Below are 18445 nucleotides of genomic sequence, written 5' to 3' on the forward strand. Positions count from 1 at the left end.
CATTAATGTTGGCAACCTGTTGTATTCGCGTGCGATAGAGCGCAATAAAGAAACCGCAATCCGCGTTGCGCTGGGCGCGCCGCGCGGGCGGCTAATCAGCCAAATGTTGTGGGAGAGCGCTATTATCTGCAGCCTCGGTGGCTTGATCGGTTTGCTGGTGATGGCTTGGGGATTGGAAGTGACCGCGGTAACTGTGGCCACCTTTTTTACCGACAAGCCTGCATTTTGGTGGGACTTTGGGATAGATGCCTACACACTGAAAATTTTTTTTGGTTTTGTGCTGGGCACCATTTTAGCCACGGGTTTATTGCCCGCCTGGAAAAATTCCGGCGCCGATTTTAATGCCGTATTGCGCGATGGAACGCGCGGTGCACTAGGGAAAAAATCGGGCCGCCTCAACCGGATATTGGTGATCAGTGAAATTTTTTTATCCATGACGATATTGATTGCCGCAGCCACTATGGTGGTGGGTGCCTACCGCGCTACCTTCGCCGATTTTGGTGTAAAGAGCGATAACCTGCTCACGGCGCGCACCTTGCTTAGAGAGGTTCAGTACCAAACACCTGAGCAAAAAATCCAATTTATTAATGCCTTGGTAGCGCAATTGGAAAATAGCCCTGGTATCGGCAAAGTGATGATTGCGTCTATGTTTCCCGCCGACTGGGGTTGGACTCCGCGCATCGCACTGGAGGGAAGAGAATATTCGCAGGTGCAGAATAATGCCTACCCAAAAGTAAATTACATTATGGTTACGCCCGGTACACTTGCCAAACTGGGTGTGGAATTAAAAGCGGGGCGCTATTTTGATAACAGCGATGAAGGTCTGGAAAAAAAATCAATCATTGTCACCGACAGTTTTGCTGCCGCACATTTTCCCAATGAATCCGCGCTCGGTAAACGCCTACGGGTAGTGGATGCCATCGGGCATGCTGACCAATGGCTAACTATTATTGGTGTGGTGAATCACACACTCTATGGCGATGCCAATAACGCATCGGGAAAAATGCCGACGGTATTCCGGCCATTTAGCCAGACACCAAAAAGTGATTTCACTATCGCCGTAGAAATGAAAACCGATCGCGCCAGCGCTGTGCGCAAACTGCGCAATGCCGTGGCCGCCATTGACCCCGAATTGCCGCTGTTTCAGATTGAAGACTACGCCACCAAAAAGAAACGCAATGGCGCGCCTATACGTTTTATCAGCACGATTTTTATGATCTTTGGATTGGCGGCAGTGGTACTTGCGGCAACGGGAATTTACGGTGTTATGTCCAACACCATTAGCCAGCGCACGCAAGAGATTGGCGTAAAACGTGCACTGGGCGCGCAGGACGAACAAATCACACGGCAATTTTTATGGACGGGCGGCAAACAATTATTGTGGGGCGGCATACCGGGTGCTGCTGCAGGTTGTGCCATGGCGTTTGCCATGGCACATGTAATCGGTATCGCTGCAGCAGATTTAATCCTGGTTACAACAATTATGGTGAGTGTTGTTGCCGGGGTGGTAATCCTTGCCACTTATCTGCCAACCAAGCGTGCTTTACAACTGGAGCCCGGTGATGCCTTGCGCTATGAATGAGAACAATATTTCGGTGTGCCGGTGAATCAACTACGCAAAGAAATGTCCCAACAGTCGCGTTTGTAATATCACAGCAAAGGAATAATTTCACAATGAAACAACAAGATGCATTCCAAAATTTTTGTCGTTTAATGTCGGCGCATGTAATGTTAGTGACCCTAGCCATCTCTGCTGCAACCTATGTACAGGCCAAGGAAGGTGCCCTTAGCGCAACAGACAATCCCGGTTTAGTCGCTTTCACCCAAGGGAGCTATCAGGAAGCCGAAAAATATTTCACCCAACAGATGGCCAATCCTGCACAAAAAAATGATTCACTGATTTACTTGAGTAAAATCGCGCTAGACACGGGACGAATTGAAGCAGCGGTAGAGCACATTGAAGCGGCGTTGGCAATTGAGCCAACCGGTGCCGAAGAAATAGTGTTAGCAGGTGATATCTATTGCAATCAAGCGCAGCAGTCATCCATGTTTTCGGCTTTGGGTTTGGCGAAAAAATGCATTGCGCACTATGAGGCGGCGGTACAACAATTCCCCGAAAATACCCATGCTCTGGTATCCGCCATGCGCTTTTATTTTGAAGCCCCTGGTTTTGCCGGCGGCTCCAGTAAAAAGGGCGATGAATTGCTGGCGCGTCTGGATAAACTCTCACCCGAAGATGCCAATATCTATCGTGTATTTCTATTAGAGAAAGAGGGAAAATCTGATGCCGCTATGGTATTGGCAGATAAGTTAAGCCAACAACAATTTCAATCGGCGCGCAATCAATATGAGCTGGCGCGTTTTTATCGGGACAAAAAACAGCTGGCGCATGCCATGCCCTTGTATGAGTCGTTGCGCAACAAACCTGCAACATTGGAAAACAAATGGTATGTTAACGACAGCCTGTTGCAGCTAGGGGAAATTCTATTGGCTGAAAAGCAGGATATCCGGCGCAGCATTGAATTAATGGAAGAATATAAACAGAAAAACAACAACCCGCATGATCAGCATTATTTTTGGTCAAGCTGGAGTCTGGCACAGGCTTACAAAGCCAATGGCAATAATGATAAATACGCGCAGCTGGTTAAACAAATTCAAACTGAAGACTATAAGAAAAATCCCGAATTTACCAAACGCTTTGAAGCGGGTATAAAAGCGCACTAATACAACCCTTGTTAAAAAACCGGGAACCCAATGAAAAAAACAATTCTGGTAGTCGATGATGACGAGGGCATTCTTTCCGCATTAACTATGTTGTTGCGCTCGGAAGGTTTTGCACCTATTGCGATCAGCTCACCGGAGCAGGCGCTGGCGGTGCTTAGCCACGAAGATATTCGCTGTATTTTGATGGATTTAAATTACTCAGCTGATACCACCTCGGGCGATGAAGGGTTGAAACTGATCAGCGCCATTCGCGCCATGGATGAGCTGGTGCCGATAGTGGTGATGACTGGTTGGGGCACGATTGAAGTCGCGGTCAGTGCTATTAAAAAAGGTGCCAATGATTTTATCCAGAAGCCATGGGAAAATGATCGACTGCTGGCAATTATCAATAACCAAAGTAAATTGGCCGATGCAGAAAAACAAACGCAAAAATTGTTGCAACAAAATCAATTGCTGCGTGAAGAGGCCAATCTCAATGGTGCGATAGTGGCCAGGTCTGCACTCACCGTGAATATGCTGAATACTATCCAGCATGTGGCAGGCAGCGATGCCAGTGTTATCTTCACCGGTGAAAATGGCACTGGTAAAAGTCTGTTTGCGCGCTATCTGCATCAACTCTCTGGGCGCAGTGATGCAGCGCTGATTTCGGTAAATATGGGCGCGGTAACTGAATCGCTGTTTGAAAGCGAAATGTTTGGCCATGTGAAAGGTTCATTTACCGACGCCAAGGCAACCCGCATTGGTCGTTTTGAATTGGCCGATGAAGGCACGCTGTTTCTCGATGAAATTGCCAATACTCCCTATTCACAGCAGGGAAAATTACTGCGCGTGCTGGAAGAAAAACAATTTGAAAAAGTCGGTTCCAGCAAAACCCAACACACCAATTTCCGTTTAATCACCGCCACCAATTGCGATTTAAACGCAGCAGTCAGCGAAGGGAAATTCCGCAAAGATTTGCTCTATCGTATCAATACCGTGGAAATAGAAATCCCGCCCCTGCGCAAACGCGTTGAAGATATTATTCCGCTGGCCACTGCATTTCTCGCCAAGGCCGCAACTAAGTATGCGCGCGCGCCGCTGGCTATAGCACCAGAGGCGGAAGCTGCACTGAAAGCTTATCCATGGCCGGGTAATGTGCGCGAGCTGGGCCATGTCATGGAACGTTCGCAGATTTTGTGTAAAGGTGAGCGTATTCATTTGCGTGACCTTGGCTTAACGAATGCGGCACAAACACTCGCGTCAACACCAATCCAAAATCAATCTGCAACGCAGGATTTGCGGGTTATGGAAGAAATCGAACAGGATATTATCGTGCAGCGCCTCGCCTATTTTAATGGCGATGCAGTTAAAGCGGCCGACTCACTCGGGTTTAGCCGCAGTGCGTTTTATCGTCGACTGGAAAAATTAAAAACCTGATATGCATAAACGGCGTCCATTTGAGGCTCATTTAATTCGCCTGGTGCTGCTGGCCTCACTGCCATTGCTGCTGTTATTACTATGGGTGATGGTACTCGCCAATATTTCAATATGGTTAATTTTGTTGACCGGTTTAATCGGCGGCTTGGTGATTTTGTTCAGTTGTTATTCTGTCTACCAAAAACTGTCCTACCAATTTCGCAGCATCAGTAATTTATTAGAGGCTTTGATTCAGGGCGATTACACCCTGCGCGCCCGCACTGACCAAAACAACAGTGCCCTGGATGAATTGGTGGTTGCGATTAACGGTTTGGCTAAACGCCTGAGCCAACAGCGCTGGGAATCGGTTGAAAGCCAGTTGTTATTGCGCATGATCATTGAGCATATTGATGTTGCGATCATTGCACTTAACCAAGACAACCAAATTCGCTTTTTAAATCCGGCGGCTGAAAATTTGTTGCAGTTAAAAAATTCGCTCACCAACCGGGAATTGTTGCAACAGCTCGCGTTTGTGCAAGAGCTTACCAGCGGCTGCCATCAGGTAGTGGAATTATCGCTCGGTTATCAGCAGGGGCGATTTAATGTGTACGTGGAAGAATTCCGCGATGACGGTAAACAGCACAAATTGTTATTTATTACCGATATCCGCACGCTGTTGCGCAGCGAAGAACGCAAAGCCTGGCAAGATCTGGTGCGGGTCATCAGCCATGAAATCAACAACTCACTTTCACCCATTGCCTCAATTAGCCAAACCTTGCAACGCTTGCTTGAGCGCGATGCACAGCATGCCGATGTTATTGGCAATTTGCGTGAAGGGCTGGGGATTATTAGCGAGCGCGCCAAGGGCTTGAGCCAATTTGTGGATAGTTATAAACAACTCGCCAAATTACCTGAACCGCAAACCCAACCGCTATCGATTCGCCCGCTGGTTGAAAAAATTGTCGCCCTGTTTAATCACCAACCCATAACCATAGAAGCCGAGCGCGATTTTATCCTGCAGCTCGACCCGGTGCAGTTTGAACAAGTGTTGATAAACCTGATCAAGAATGCGGTTGAAGCTACTGCACTCGCCAATCCCAACAATCCCGGCAGCACCATTACGATTCGCTGGGCTGTTAGCCGTCAGTTTTTCAAACTGGATATTTGTGACCAGGGCAGTGGCATCAGCAATCCGGATAATTTATTTGTGCCTTTCTACAGCACCAAAAAACAGGGTTCTGGTATAGGCCTCGTGCTATGCCGTCAGATTATTGAAGCGCATAATGGCCGATTATCACTGAGTAACTTGGCCCTGAACAATCAGAATTCGGGTGGCTGTTGTGCCAGTATTGAATTGCCACTTCAATTCAATCAATCCTAAATAGGAACAATATTTTTCTGCTGAAGTTTAAGAATCCACCCGCCCCACACCAGCGCCACAATAATCAATATGGCTCCAATTCCAAAACTGCAATTTGCAATCGCGTGCGTGTTATCCAGCGCATCCATCATAGTCAGTAAATTTCCCCAGTCGTGCGACTCTTCACCGCCGCCACCCACTAAGGGTAATGCGCGATATTCGGCATCGGCGATATAGGGTGAAACATCGATAAAACTTTGCCCGCACCACCAGAGCGTAATGCTGCCGGCAAAGGTGTCGCTCTGTTTAAACACAAATACGCACGTGAGCGCGAGTGGTAACAAAACTTGAAATAAACTGCCCCCGAGGATCATCAAAAATTCACCGAACGGCATAAATAAAACATGACCGAATTCGTGAAAAGGCAAATTGATATTGTGCATAAACGAACTGCCAATTTTTTCCCAGTCCACTCCAGCGGTAATAAAATATCCACCCCAAACTGTAAATGCGACCAGACAGGCAACCCGCGCCCAGAATGCACCTGCATCAATGCGTTCGGGTACAAATAAACACGCGGCAATTAATTGTTGGCGCAGTGTTATGGCTGTTTCCATTTCTATGGAAATTTCAGCTTCAGGTTCAGAATCATACGCTGGATTTTCTGGCGAGTGTTTTGCAATAAATTTGCTGTACACAATGCCGCAGCTGGGGCAGATATCCGGATGGATATTATGATCAATTGTTTGCCGTTGATAACGACATTTGGGGCAGATGTTTGTTGTCATTATTTGGAATCCACATAATCGTTCATGAGCGTTGTAATCCAATCCATAAATACCTGCACACGGCGCGAGAGGTTGCGTCGATTGGGATAAATAAGTGAAACTGGCATGGCCTCTGCGCGATAATTTTTTAATACTTCGACCAATTTTCCCTGTGCCAAATAATCCTGCGCCCCTATGCGAGGAATTTGCGCGATACCAAAACCTGCCAAGCAAGCAGCACTATAGGCATCGGAATTATTCACCGTAATATTGCCCGCCATCGCAATAAATTTTACGTCGCCTTGTTCAGTGTATTCGAATCCGGGCGATTTGCTGCCAAGTGTAGTGACATAGTGAACCAGTTGGTGATTGGCTAAATCATCCAGTGTTTGCGGTGTACCAAACTGTGCGATGTAGTTAGGGCTGACACAGTTGAGCAATTCCACTTTTCCGAGTGGCCGCGCGATCAGCGATGAGTCGCTGAGTTTGCCAACGCGAACCACACAATCAAATCCCTCGCGGATAACATCCACGCGCCGGTCGGTGCTGCTGATCTCCACTTGTAGTTGCGGGTGTTGCGCCAGTAATTCAGGCAGGCGCGGAATCACCCGCATCTTGGCCATACCGCTCGGCATATCCACGCGCAAACGGCCGCTTAAATTGCTCGCGCCCTGCTGGAACAAACCTTCCAGCTCATCCATATCGGCCAACAAATCCTTGCAGCGCTCGTAATACACCTGGCCGTCTTGCGTCAGTTGCACCTTGCGCGTGGTGCGGTGCAACAGGCGTGTATTCAGCAGGCTTTCCAACTGCTGTATCGAGGTGGAGACACTCGCTTTGGGCAGGCCGAGGCTATCGGCCGCCTTGGTAAAACTGGCGAGTTCGGCCACCCGCACAAAACTTTGCATGGCATCTAATCGATTCATAAACCCTACCAATTGTTCGTATTATCCAAACAGTCTAATCAGTATTTGCTGATTTATCGAAAAATATCTGAGTAATACACTGACCTCGTCAACAGATTTCCCTTTTGAAACGATTTGTAACGCTACGAGGCAGATATGAACAAGATTGCATTGGTTACCGGCGGCAGCCGTGGGTTGGGCAAAAACACCGTATTGGCACTGGCTAAACAAGGTGTCGATATCATATTCACTTACAACAGCAAGCAGGCCGAAGCAGAAGCGGTAGTGGCTGAAGTGCAGGCATTGGGCGTGCAAGCGGCCACGCTGCAATTGGATGTGGGCAATAGCAAAAACTTTGCGGCCTTTGCTTATCAGTTAGGCGCGCTTTTATCGTCAAAATGGCAGCGCGACAACTTCGATTTTTTAATCAATAACGCGGGCATAGGTATTCACGCGAGTTTTGCAGAAACCACCGAAGAGCAGTTTGATCTGCTGATGAATATCCATTTGAAAGGCACTTTTTTTCTCACGCAAAAATTGTTGCCGCTGATTAAAGATGGCGGCCGCATTGTGAATATTTCCACCGGTCTTGCACGTTTTTGTTATCCGGGCTACGCGGCTTACGCGGCGATGAAAGGTGGCATAGAAGTGTTGAGCCGCTATATGGCAAAAGAATTGGGCGCGCGTGGTATTGCGGTCAATGTGGTTGCACCAGGTGCAATCGAAACCGATTTTGGCGGCGGCCGGGTGCGGGACAACAATGAGCTCAACCAGCAAGTCGCTGCAATGACAGCCTTGGGCCGTGTGGGTTTACCGGACGATATAGGGCCGATGATTGCGTCGCTCTTATCCGAGAGCAATCGCTGGATCAATGCGCAGCGCATTGAGGTGTCGGGCGGGATGATGCTGTAAATCCAGAGTCCAAGAAATGCATAATGATGTTATGCATTTCTTGGTTTTGACTTTATTGATTCGCTGGCTCCGCGCCTGCGGCTCCTTCGGCAAAATCCTTCAGCAGTCGGATGGCCTGTTTACAGGATATATCTTCAAGTACCAACGTGATTTTCTCATTGGCATTTGCAGCCAGTGTTTCATTGCTGTCACATTTTTTATTAACCTCAAGCAGCACCTCTTGCACCGCCACATTTGCCACATTGAGCGATATTGTTTTTTCATTCTCAGGTTTAGCGTTGGCACAGAGCGTAAAGATTAAACCTGAGATCATGATCAGTAAGCTTGCTAATACACCGTATTTTGATTTTGTCACTTGCGCGTTGTTGCCGAATAAACGAGTAATACGAGTTAATAATAATGTATTGCCCGTAATATTCATGGTTGCTTTTTGGTTAGTGTGCATAGTGGCGAACTCCTTTAATGTATGGGCGAATAAAACCGGATTCTTACTAATTGCTACTGCAATATCATCACAAGCATGTTCACGCTCCTTATCTATTTGATTAGAAATCCAACGTAGAAACGGGTTAAAAAAGAACAGGGTTTTGATAATGGTTTGCACTATTCCGATTGCATAATCCTGACGGCGCGCGTGGGCAAGCTCATGGAGCAAAATCATTTCTATTTGCTGTTGATTCATGCTTGTTGATACGGCCAATGGAAGTAATATCACCGGTTTGAAATAGCCAATCGCACAGGGCGCTATGGCCAATGTGGAAATACGCAATTCGATGTTCGGGTTAACCCCAATCTTAGTTACAAGCGTCGCAAATAGGGATTGCCATTGTTCCGGTGTGGAGATGATGTGCTGATTTTTAATCTGTTGGCAGTAACGATAATCCTGTAGCGCTTTAAGGCTGTAGACTAAAAATCCACACAGCCAGATAACAACAAGGCTATTGATGTGCTCATTGATATAACTCACCAGATTAAATAAATTTTTCTCTGCAAAAAGCGGTGTGGCGGCAACCTGTTTGGTCGAGTGTATAATAATTTCTGCACTGGCTTGCTGATAATTATAGAAAGTAATAGCGCTAATAAGTGCACTCAACATCAAGCTGCCAAGTGCAATCAGGTAGCGTGTATTGGCGGAAAAATGTTTGGTAAAGAATAATAACAGTGCGCAACTTGCAGCAATAATGGCGTATTGCCATAGTGAATGTAGCAGCGTCCAACCGAGCGAATTAATCCAGTCTTGTCGTAAGATGTGCAACATGGTTTGCATGATTATTTATCCAGATTTTCGAGAAATGTTTTGATCTCGTCCAACTCCTTTTGGGAGACTTTTTTATTGCCGAGTAGTTGCATAACCAGTTGGGATTTGGAACCGCCAAATGCACTTTGCAGTAGTTTGTCGAGCATGGAGCTTTGGGTGTCGGCCTGCGCAATCTGCGGAAAATAGATATGACTCTTGCCATCTTTTTTGCGCCCCAATAAACCTTTCTGCTCCATGATCTGCATGGTTTTTAAGGTAGTGGTGTAGCCAACCGGTTTATTTTCGCTGAGCTTGTCATTTACCTCCTGAACCTTAGCCTCACCACAAGCCCATAAAATTTGCAAAATATCCAATTCGGCGGGTGTTGGTGTAACCATAGCTTGCTCCAGGGGAAATTAAATAATTCAATCTACGTAAGTCTTCGTAAAATATATACGAAGACTTACGTAGTTGCAAATTATTTGTTTGAGCGCGTTGATCAGACAGCTGGTTAAAAATAGCTAGGAGAGCTTTTATGCGAGGGTAATTGCTGTATCAATACGCAATCTATTGGAATGTCGGGTGGGGGATGATGTTGTAAGTCTTGCGCAACACTGGCGATAAGATTATCGCCAGTGTGGTTGCGGTGTGTTCTTAAAACTCCCCGTCCCGCGCCATGCGTTCGCGCTCTTTGCGGTCTTCCTCTTCGGCTTTGGCGTGTTCGATGATACGCATCATGGTGGCGATATCGGCATCGACGTTGCTCTCGGCGAATTCGCCGGTGAGTTTGACATTCGGGTGCAGATTGCCGTGTTCAAACAGATCCCAAATTTCTTCGGCGTAATGGGTGACCAATAAATCCGGCGCATACTGGCCAAAATAATCGCGCATATTATTCACATCGCGCGTGAGCATCATTTTGGCGTTGTTGTTACCAGCGGCATTTACTGCTTGAGGCAGGTCGATAACCACGGGGCCACTGTGATCAACCAGTACGTTAAATTCCGACAAGTCACCGTGGACTAAACCGGCGCAGAGCATGCGCACGATTTCCATCATCATTTGGGCGTGGTATTCACGGGCGGTGTCCGGGTCAAAGGCGACATCATCCAGGCGCGGTGCCGGGTCGCCGTCTTCATCGACAACCAGCTCCATTACCAGCACACCTTCCAAAAACCAATAGGGGGTGGGTACGCGCACACCGGCTTCGGCGAGGCGATAAAGAGCGTCTACCTCGGCATTCAACCAGGCATCTTCCGCTTCTTTTTGCCCGTAGCGCGTGCCCTTGGACATAGCGCGGGCGCGGCGCGAGTTGCGCACAGTGCGGCCTTCTTGATACTGCACGGCCTGTTTAAAGCTGCGTTTATTCGCTTCTTTATAGACTTTGGCGCAGCGGATTTCATCGTTGGCGCGGACGACAAAGACTTGCGCCTCTTTGCCGCTCATCAACTGGAACAGGACTTCATCGATCAAGCCATCGTCAACTAATGGCTGTAAGCGTTTGGGTATTTTCATCGGCGCTCGGGGTCTGGGCTGGGGTTGTGCGCATGATAACACCCATAGCCATTTACCGGAAAAACGATTGGCAATTGGCCTCAGTACTCTTGCACAAAACGCTTCAGGCGCAACAACCAGCCGCGCTTGATGTATTCCGTGAAGAGTTCGCGCTTGCCCCAACCGATATGCTCAAAAAAACGCGCGCGATAAACGCTTAAATCCGGAGTGGGATTCTTGTGCAAACTGCGCATATCGCGCGCGACGCAAATATGGGTTTTCACACAAAAATAACTGAAATAAAAACGCGCGCGACGCGATAGCTGTGGATAGTGTTTTAGCCATAACTCCAAAACACCCGCGCAAGCGATGGACATATCATCAATTTTTTTCTGATTGGAGCTGGATAAAATACTGCCCTCGCGCTGACGATAAGCGACCCATACACTCGGTTGGTAAAAATAGGTTTGCACGCGCAGTGCAAGGCGCGGTGTGACTACCATATCTTCCATTACCCGCCCTTCCGGGAAACGTAAATCGCTACCCCAGAGCGAGCGCTTGGAAATTTTTGACCAAATATGCAAATTGCGCTCTTTATAAATCCCTTCAAATAATGTCAGTGGATCAGTGAGCAATTGTTGTTTTGCACCGGCAAAAGTCGCGGTGTGATTTTCTCCGCGCCATAAATGCTTCCAGCGTTGCTGCTCGCGCCAGACACGAAAATCGCACAGTACCAAATCGGGTAAATACTGGCGGGTGATCTGTTGCAGTTCGGCAATCGCTCCCGGATGAAGTGCGTCATCGGAATCCAGAAACCAGACATAATCGCCGCGTGCATTGTCGAGCAGGGTATTGCGCGCGGCGCTTAAACCGCGATTGTATTCGTGGCGCAGAATCGTAATGGGAACGATAGAGTCTTCGGCAAATTCTTGTAGCAATTGATGTGAACTATCGGTGGAGCAATCATCGAGCACGATAATTTCTACGCCGGGCATTATTTGCAGCACCACTGACTCAAGGCACTCGCGCAGATAAGCCTCAACGTTGTACACCGGAATTAAAATACTGAGCCAGGGTTTGGACGTGTGGATCACAATCAATTACACCTTTACGAGCAGGAATCTATTAATGTTGAAAATTAATTTTCCAGCAGTAATTGCTCTGGCAATGCTGGAATTGCGGTTTGTTGCAAACCCAAAAATACCTGTTCGTAAGTCTGTGCCATGCGTGTGAGGGAGAATTCAGCGAGTGCACGCTGGCGCCCTTGCAGTGCCAATACTTGTGCGTAAGTTGAATTGTGCAACAAAATTTCTATCGCGTCGGCCATGGCGTGGGCGCATTGAGCTTTTACTAACAAGCCATCGCGGCCGTGGTTAATCATTTCCTGCACACCAATCACGGCGGAACCTATTACTGCACAGCCAGCTGCCATGCCTTCGGCCAATGTCAATGGCATGCCCTCATAGCGTGTGCTCAGCACACAAAGTTGGTGACGCATTAATAAAAACGGTAAATTGCCGCAGTGACCGGCAAAGTGAATTTGTTCATTGAGCTGCAACTCATCCACCAATTTTTTTGCTTTGGCGATATGGCGCTTGTTGCCAGCACCGGCAAAAAATACCGGCGCGATGATATTTTTATCGCGCAACAGGGCAATTGCGCGAATCAATGTCGCGTGATCTTTTTGTTTGGCAAAACGTGCTGGCATAATAATGCCGGGAATGCGTTCAGCGAGTGGAACTGCATCGGCGTTAGCGTAATCTGCTAACTGAATACCGTTATTGATCGCCATGATTTTATGTGCGGGAAAACCCAATTCCAGCAAACGCGACCGTACACCTTCCGAGCAGCCAATAATTTTATCGGTGTAATGCGCAAGCCAGCGCGCTTGTAATAAACGCAGTGGCGTATAGCGCTCGCGCGAATTGTGTTCGACATGAATTAAATGCGGAACCCGCGCGATCAAACCCGCATATCTACCCCAGAGATGTTCACTAAAACCGTGGGTGACGAGAATATCCGGTTGGTATTCGCGGCAGATGCGCACTAATTCGATAATGGTTGCCAGGTGCGACCAACCTGCAACCAGTTTGAGTGAAATACCTTCAGTCTGAAGTTGGTTGACGCGCGCTTGATCGGTGGACGATTTTTTGCGCAGCACCAACATAGAAGAAAAGGCGGGATTATTTTTCGCCGCCCGAATCAGGTCGATGGCGACTTTGGTGGAACCGGTAAAACCCCCGGTGACAAAATGCACGACTTTGAGTGGACGCTGTGCCGCGAGGGAGCTATTCATAAGGGATACCGCATCAGTATGGCGGGTTGCGGCTTGCTACGGAAGAGCACAACCCTGTTGGGGCGCGAGTATAGAAATATCGCGGCGGGAGAGTTGTGAAATTTTGTGCGGGATTGTTAAAAGATTCAGAGGATAAAAAAAGCGCACCGGTTTAGGGTGCGCTTATGGCGATTGGATTATTGCAAGTGTTGGCGAACAAAATTCACCGTTGCCTCTAGCGCTTGGGTGCGGGTTTCGCCTTCCAGTAAGTGATGGTTTTCACCTTCAAGTTCAAGCGCAATTGCCGGTTTTTGTTGTTTTTTTAGCGCCTTTAACATTTGTTCTGATTGTTTAGGCGGAACACGTTTATCATTGGTGGAGTAAATCAATAACACGGGAGCAGCAAAATTATCGGCATAATTTTCTGGCGACATTTTCTCCAACGCTTTTTTGTCTACTTCGCCGTTGGCAAATTGCATTGCCATGTAATCCGCCACTTCACTATTACTGCCGTGTTGGTTTTTATCCCACGCGAGCATGCCATTAAGATCACCTATACCATTGATAGATACCACACATTTGTACAAGTCTGGCGTAAATGCACCACCAGCTAATGCGGCGTAACCGCCGTAGCTTGCCCCAACAATACAAACACGTTTAGGATCAATCATCCCTTTGCTGGTAAAATGCTTTACTGCATCACTCAGATCATCCTGCATTTTTTTCCCCCACTCACCGTGCCCGGCGACATAGTGTTCGGAGCCAAAACCCGTTGAACCGCGAAATTGGGGTTGAATTACCAAATAACCTTGGGCGGCCAGAGCCTGTGCAAAATAATCAAAACCAATAGTATCGTGGAACGCAGGGCCTCCGTGAGGATAAATCACTGCCGGTAAATTTTTGATAGCATTCGACTTGGTTCGAGGAATGGTAAGCAGCGTCGGGATTTTTAAGCCGTCGCGAGCCGCATAGTTAGATATGCCAATCGGATTAATATCCTCAGGTTGAAATGCAGGGCGCGCCGACGTTAAAAAACTAAGCTGACTATTGCTGTCGAACAGGAAATAGTCTTCTGGATAATCTGACCCTTCAACTTTGATTACAATTTTTTGCCAGTCAGGTGTCCAATCTGCTAACCACACCGATTGGCCAGGAAATTGCTGTTGAATATCATTCATTTTTTTTTCGATCTTTTTATCAAAAAATGCATAGCTAGGGTTAAACCCTGAATATCGAACACCGTAGACCACTCGTTGCATGTCAGTGATTACACTTTCAATATCTGCATCATTACGCCCCAACAGTGGGCCTGTAATAGCGCCATCCTTCAGGCTCATGGTGTAATAACTGGTGCGCCCAGTTTTTTCATCATCGGTCAACATCACCAATGATTGAAAATCCTGTGTCAGACCAACAAAAGATTTATTCTTAACCGGGGTTTTTTCTTTAAAAATTTCTATCCATTTACCATCATTCAGCGCAAGAATTTTGTGCTCGTTATTTCTATCGTCATACTCTTCCTGAACAATGGCTTTTCCTTCACGATTAACAAAAAAATCTTGCGTGTTACTGTCACCAGCTTGAATCGACTTTATATGCTTCTTTTGGAGACTAACTTTGTAGAGTGAATATGTAGGTGTGGGAAAATGGTTATCAACTGGAGAATAAGCCGGCATTAGTGCATATTGGCCATCGGGGGTTATCCCTACCACATTCCCCAATCCTGTTTGCCCTGCCAGAATTTTTTCGCCCGGTGTTAATAGCTGGCGAATCTTTTTATCTTTGATGTTAAGAACAAATGCAGTACTTAGATCGAACTTTCCTCTAAAACCTGCAACCCTTGTGTATTCCGATACACGTAAAAAGAGTTGTTCATCATTAAAAAAATAAATTCCCCCTGGTTGTATTTTTGACACATCCAGTGCAAAGACCTGTTTTTTGTCTTTAATAGATACAACATGGACAGTGTCCTGCTTGCCAGCAACTTTGCGAAAAGCCACTAAATCCCCATTGGGCGAAATAGCCACCATACCAACACTAGGCAATGCGCCATATTCGCTTAATGAAATACTGGCTTGAACGGGAAGGGTAACGAGGCAAAACAAAAAAAGTAGCCTGGATATGATATAGCGCAAAAAAAGATTCATCCTGTGTTCCATTCAAAATTAATATTTATTTCCACGTTTATTTATAGTTACAACGTAGTGAAATGTTGTACCTGTAAATCAAACAACCTGAACTCCTTGCCCCCTGTGTATGTTCATCAGGTCTTTTAGCTACCGGGGATTGGTTGCCATGGGGCTTGCAGAGTAAAAAGTGAGGAGTATTGATCATTCAATAGCTCCCCGCGCAGTATCTACAAGCCCGATTTAGGCGTCAATGCACTTATCTCACAGCCCTGCTAAATAGCGCTGGCGTAAATTAAGTTTGGTTTAAGTGAGCCTGTTTAATCTGATCAGCGTTGAAACACACTTTGTCCATTCACCGCTGCAGGAGCTTTACCATGAAAACTACCCCTAAGTACTTACTGATTGCCAGTTTTTTTACCCTTGCCGTAAGCGCACAAGCGCGTGACCTGGGGCCGGATGAGGCGCTGAAACTGCGCGATTCTGGTACTATTCAATCGTTTGAGAAACTCAACGAATTGGCACTGGCGCAACATCCCGGCGGTGTAATCCGCGAAACCGAGCTGGAAAACGAATGGGGCCGCTATGTTTATCAACTGGAAGTAGTTGATGCCCAGGGTCTTGAGTGGGATCTGGAATTGGACGCGACTAACGGCCAGATCCTCAAAAACCATCAGGATGATTAAGTTCCCCTTTTATTGATTTTTTAATGAATAGCATTTGATGCAAACCATTACGCGTATCGCACTTTATGTTTTTCTCGCCGCGCTCACCCTTGGGGTCAGCGCGCGCGACCTTTCGCAAGACGAAGCCCTGCGCCTGCGCGAGCAGGGGCGCATTATCCCATTGGAAAAATTACTGGAATTAGTAGCACAACGTCACCCGCACTCCAGCTTGCTCGAAGTAGAACTGGAAGAAGACGACGATATTTATATTTATGAGGTAGAGCTCGCGACGCGCGACGGCGTAGTTCGCGAACTCGAATTTGATGCGCACACAGGAACTATTCTAAAAGACGAGGAAGACGATTAGTAACCTCTGAAAAACTAACTTATTTGTTCTGGCGTCGTTAAATTTAATCTCAAAATGCTCATTTATTATTTATAAACTCCGCTTTTTCGATCAAATTTGCCTAGCCATAACTGCACCGTAAACGTTTTTAACAGGTTCCTTCATGCGTTTATTAATTGTTGAAGATAATGTTGCCCTCGCCGACGAACTCACAGCCGATTTACAGCGCGCCGGTTACGCAGTGGATTGGTTGGCCGATGGCCGCGATGCGCTCTACCAAGGCGCCAGTGAACCTTATGATTTAATTTTGTTGGATTTAGGTTTGCCCGGTAAATCCGGCTTGGAAATTTTGCGCGAGTGGCGCGCAACGGGAATGAATCGCCCGGTATTAATTCTCACTGCGCGCGATCATTGGGCTGAGCGCATCGATGGTTTAAAAGCCGGTGCTGATGATTACCTCACCAAGCCATTTCATCCGGAAGAGTTGCAACTGCGCATTCAAGCACTCTTGCGCCGTGCTCATGGGCAGGTTAACCAGCCGCAATTAGATGTAGCGGGATTGCAGTTAGATGAGTCCCAACAGCGCGTTATTAAAGCGGGTGAGGAAATTGAACTGACCGCCGCCGAATTCAGCTTGCTGCGTTATTTTATGCTGCACTGTGGAAAAATTATTTCCAAAAGCCAACTCAATGACCATCTTTACAATGGCGAAAGCGAGCGCGATTCCAATGTAATTGAAGTGCATGTCAATCACTTGCGCAGCAAACTCGGCAAAACGGCGACCGAAACCAAACGCGGACAAGGTTATCGTTTTATTGGCATCGATAATAATGATAAATAGGCCCATGATGCGCGCACTGAATTCTATCCAGCAGCGGCTGAGCCTCAGCTTGATTGCGGTGCTGATTTTGGTGGGACTGGTGCTTGCGCAAATGAGTCTGTGGCTTTTTGATCAGGGTTTGCGCCGCTATCTCGATAATCACCTACATGATGAAGCTGAGTTATTAGTCGCGGCACTCGCGCGCGGGGCCGACGGTATTGAGTTAGATCAGCGGCATGTCTCTGCAGCATATCATCGCCCGTTTTCCGGCCATTATTTTTGCATTCACCTTGACGATCAACAATGGCGCTCACGCTCCTCATGGGACTATTCACTACCTGAACCTGAGCAACAAGGCTTGATGAACGAATTGGTGCAGGGGCCACAGAAACAGCAGTTGTTGATTGTACGCACTGACTATCGCCGCTTCGGAAAAAATATCGCCATAGTGGTTGCGCAAGATTACACACCCATGCTCGACAGCTTTCGCCGTGTACAATTAATCGGCGGCGGCATTGGCTTGGGGGCACTACTTCTCCTGGTGTTATTGCAGCGTTATTTTGTTGCACGTGCACTGCAGCCGTTAGAGCAGGTCCGCGAGCAAATTGCCCAACTGCAGCAGGGGCAGCGAACGCAGCTGGATGCGCAGTTGCCGCAGGAATTGCAGCCGCTGGTGCAACAAATTAATCACCTGTTACAGCACACTGAAGACAACCTCACTCGCTCGCGCAACGCGTTGGGTAATCTCGGCCACGCCTTAAAAACCCCGCTTGCAATTTTATTCAGCCTCGCTAATCGCCAGGAATTAAATAGCCACCAAGAACTGCGCGATAATTTGCGCAACCAACTTACGCATATGCAAGAGCGCATCAGCCGCGAATTGGGGCGCGCGCGTCTTGCAGGTGAAGCGCTGCCTGGTGCTTATTTTACATGTGCCGTCGAATTACCGGATTTGGTTAGTACACTCGCACAAATTCACGGGCGCAATTTAACGATTAACTGGTCAGCGGCGGATAATCTGCGACTGCCCTGGGACCGGCAGGATATGCTGGAATTGCTCGGCAATCTGCTTGATAACGCCTGCAAGTGGGCGCAGCAAAAAGTGATGCTCACTATCCAGCAAGAAAATAATTATTTTATCCTGACTATCGATGATGATGGCCCTGGCATAGCACCGGACATGCGCACCCAGGTACTCAATCGCGGTGCGCGTATTGACGAACAAATCCAGGGGCACGGTTTGGGGCTGGGCATAGTGCGCGATATAGTGGAGCATTGCAGAGGCGAACTGAACTTGCATGAAAGCCCACTGGGTGGCTTGCAGGTTGTAATTCGCCTACCCGCCCCCAAATCCTGAGGCACTCCAAAAATCCTCTTTCACTGAAGACAATTCTATGCGCGGCATGCATTCGTCCGGTT

17 protein-coding genes are annotated in these 18445 nt (G+C 47.5%); 9 read left to right on the plus strand and 8 right to left on the minus strand.

Features of this window, described 5'->3' with window-relative positions:
* The 4 genes from ACWA6V_RS03830 to ACWA6V_RS03845 all read left to right on the plus strand — a co-directional run.
* On the plus strand, positions 1-1582 hold a 1582-nt coding region (locus ACWA6V_RS03830), incomplete at its 5' end, for an FtsX-like permease family protein (RefSeq protein ID WP_449521256.1).
* Positions 1583-1674: 92 nt separating this feature from the next.
* Positions 1675-2724, plus strand: a complete 1050-nt coding sequence (locus ACWA6V_RS03835; RefSeq protein WP_449521257.1) for a tetratricopeptide repeat protein — start codon at positions 1675-1677, stop codon at positions 2722-2724.
* 30 nt (positions 2725-2754) lie between these two features.
* Positions 2755-4140, plus strand: a complete 1386-nt coding sequence (locus tag ACWA6V_RS03840) for a sigma-54-dependent transcriptional regulator (protein ID WP_449521258.1) — start codon at positions 2755-2757, stop codon at positions 4138-4140.
* Between the two features lies 1 nt (position 4141).
* Positions 4142-5500: a sensor histidine kinase gene (locus tag ACWA6V_RS03845; protein ID WP_449521259.1), complete on the plus strand. Its 1359-nt coding sequence runs from the start codon at positions 4142-4144 to the stop codon at positions 5498-5500.
* Here the strand turns inward: ACWA6V_RS03845 and ACWA6V_RS03850 are convergent.
* Positions 5497-6267 (minus strand): hypothetical protein, encoded by a 771-nt coding sequence (locus tag ACWA6V_RS03850; protein ID WP_449521260.1) that lies wholly within the window; start codon positions 6265-6267, stop codon positions 5497-5499. The two genes, ACWA6V_RS03845 and ACWA6V_RS03850, sit on opposite strands and share 4 nt — an antisense overlap.
* Positions 6267-7172, minus strand: a complete 906-nt coding sequence (locus ACWA6V_RS03855; RefSeq protein ID WP_449521261.1) for a LysR family transcriptional regulator — start codon at positions 7170-7172, stop codon at positions 6267-6269. Before ACWA6V_RS03855 ends, ACWA6V_RS03850 begins: the two co-directional genes overlap by 1 nt.
* 135 nt (positions 7173-7307) lie before the next feature.
* Between ACWA6V_RS03855 and ACWA6V_RS03860 the strand changes: the two genes are divergently transcribed.
* Positions 7308-8063: an SDR family NAD(P)-dependent oxidoreductase gene (locus ACWA6V_RS03860; protein ID WP_449521262.1), complete on the plus strand. Its 756-nt coding sequence runs from the start codon at positions 7308-7310 to the stop codon at positions 8061-8063.
* Positions 8064-8115: 52 nt separating this feature from the next.
* Here ACWA6V_RS03860 and ACWA6V_RS03865 read toward each other — a convergent pair whose 3' ends face one another.
* The 6 genes from ACWA6V_RS03865 to ACWA6V_RS03890 form a co-directional block, all read right to left on the minus strand.
* Positions 8116-9330, minus strand: coding sequence for a M56 family metallopeptidase (locus ACWA6V_RS03865; protein WP_449521263.1), 1215 nt, complete (start codon positions 9328-9330; stop codon positions 8116-8118).
* Positions 9331-9332: 2 nt separating this feature from the next.
* Positions 9333-9698 carry a BlaI/MecI/CopY family transcriptional regulator gene (locus ACWA6V_RS03870; protein ID WP_449521264.1) on the minus strand — a complete coding sequence of 122 codons (366 nt, stop codon included), beginning with the start codon at positions 9696-9698 and terminating at the stop codon, positions 9333-9335.
* 256 nt (positions 9699-9954) lie between these two features.
* Complete coding sequence (locus ACWA6V_RS03875) at positions 9955-10815, minus strand: PA4780 family RIO1-like protein kinase (RefSeq protein WP_331352093.1); 861 nt, start codon at positions 10813-10815, stop codon at positions 9955-9957.
* Positions 10816-10895: 80 nt separating this feature from the next.
* Positions 10896-11888 carry a glycosyltransferase family 2 protein gene (locus ACWA6V_RS03880; RefSeq protein ID WP_449521265.1) on the minus strand — a complete coding sequence of 331 codons (993 nt, stop codon included), beginning with the start codon at positions 11886-11888 and terminating at the stop codon, positions 10896-10898.
* 44 nt (positions 11889-11932) lie between these two features.
* Complete coding sequence (locus tag ACWA6V_RS03885; RefSeq protein ID WP_449521266.1) at positions 11933-13090, minus strand: glycosyltransferase; 1158 nt, start codon at positions 13088-13090, stop codon at positions 11933-11935.
* Positions 13091-13266: 176 nt separating this feature from the next.
* On the minus strand, positions 13267-15174 hold the full coding sequence (locus tag ACWA6V_RS03890; RefSeq protein WP_449521267.1) for an alpha/beta hydrolase family protein: 1908 nt from the start codon (positions 15172-15174) through the stop codon (positions 13267-13269).
* Between the two features lie 398 nt (positions 15175-15572).
* Here ACWA6V_RS03890 and ACWA6V_RS03895 point away from each other — a divergent pair, with 398 nt between their 5' ends.
* From ACWA6V_RS03895 to ACWA6V_RS03910, 4 genes are all read left to right on the plus strand, one after another.
* Positions 15573-15881 carry a PepSY domain-containing protein gene (locus ACWA6V_RS03895; RefSeq protein WP_449521268.1) on the plus strand — a complete coding sequence of 103 codons (309 nt, stop codon included), beginning with the start codon at positions 15573-15575 and terminating at the stop codon, positions 15879-15881.
* 37 nt (positions 15882-15918) lie between these two features.
* Positions 15919-16227: a PepSY domain-containing protein gene (locus tag ACWA6V_RS03900; protein ID WP_449521269.1), complete on the plus strand. Its 309-nt coding sequence runs from the start codon at positions 15919-15921 to the stop codon at positions 16225-16227.
* Between the two features lie 142 nt (positions 16228-16369).
* The gene (locus ACWA6V_RS03905; protein ID WP_449521270.1) at positions 16370-17047 is read left to right on the plus strand and encodes a response regulator transcription factor; all 678 of its coding nucleotides are present in this window, start codon (positions 16370-16372) and stop codon (positions 17045-17047) included.
* Between the two features lie 4 nt (positions 17048-17051).
* Entirely contained in the window at positions 17052-18383 is a 1332-nt protein-coding gene (locus tag ACWA6V_RS03910) for an ATP-binding protein (protein ID WP_449521271.1), read from the plus strand.
* Positions 18384-18445 lie beyond the last annotated feature (62 nt).

The sequence above is a fragment of the Cellvibrio sp. genome (assembly GCF_053579595.1).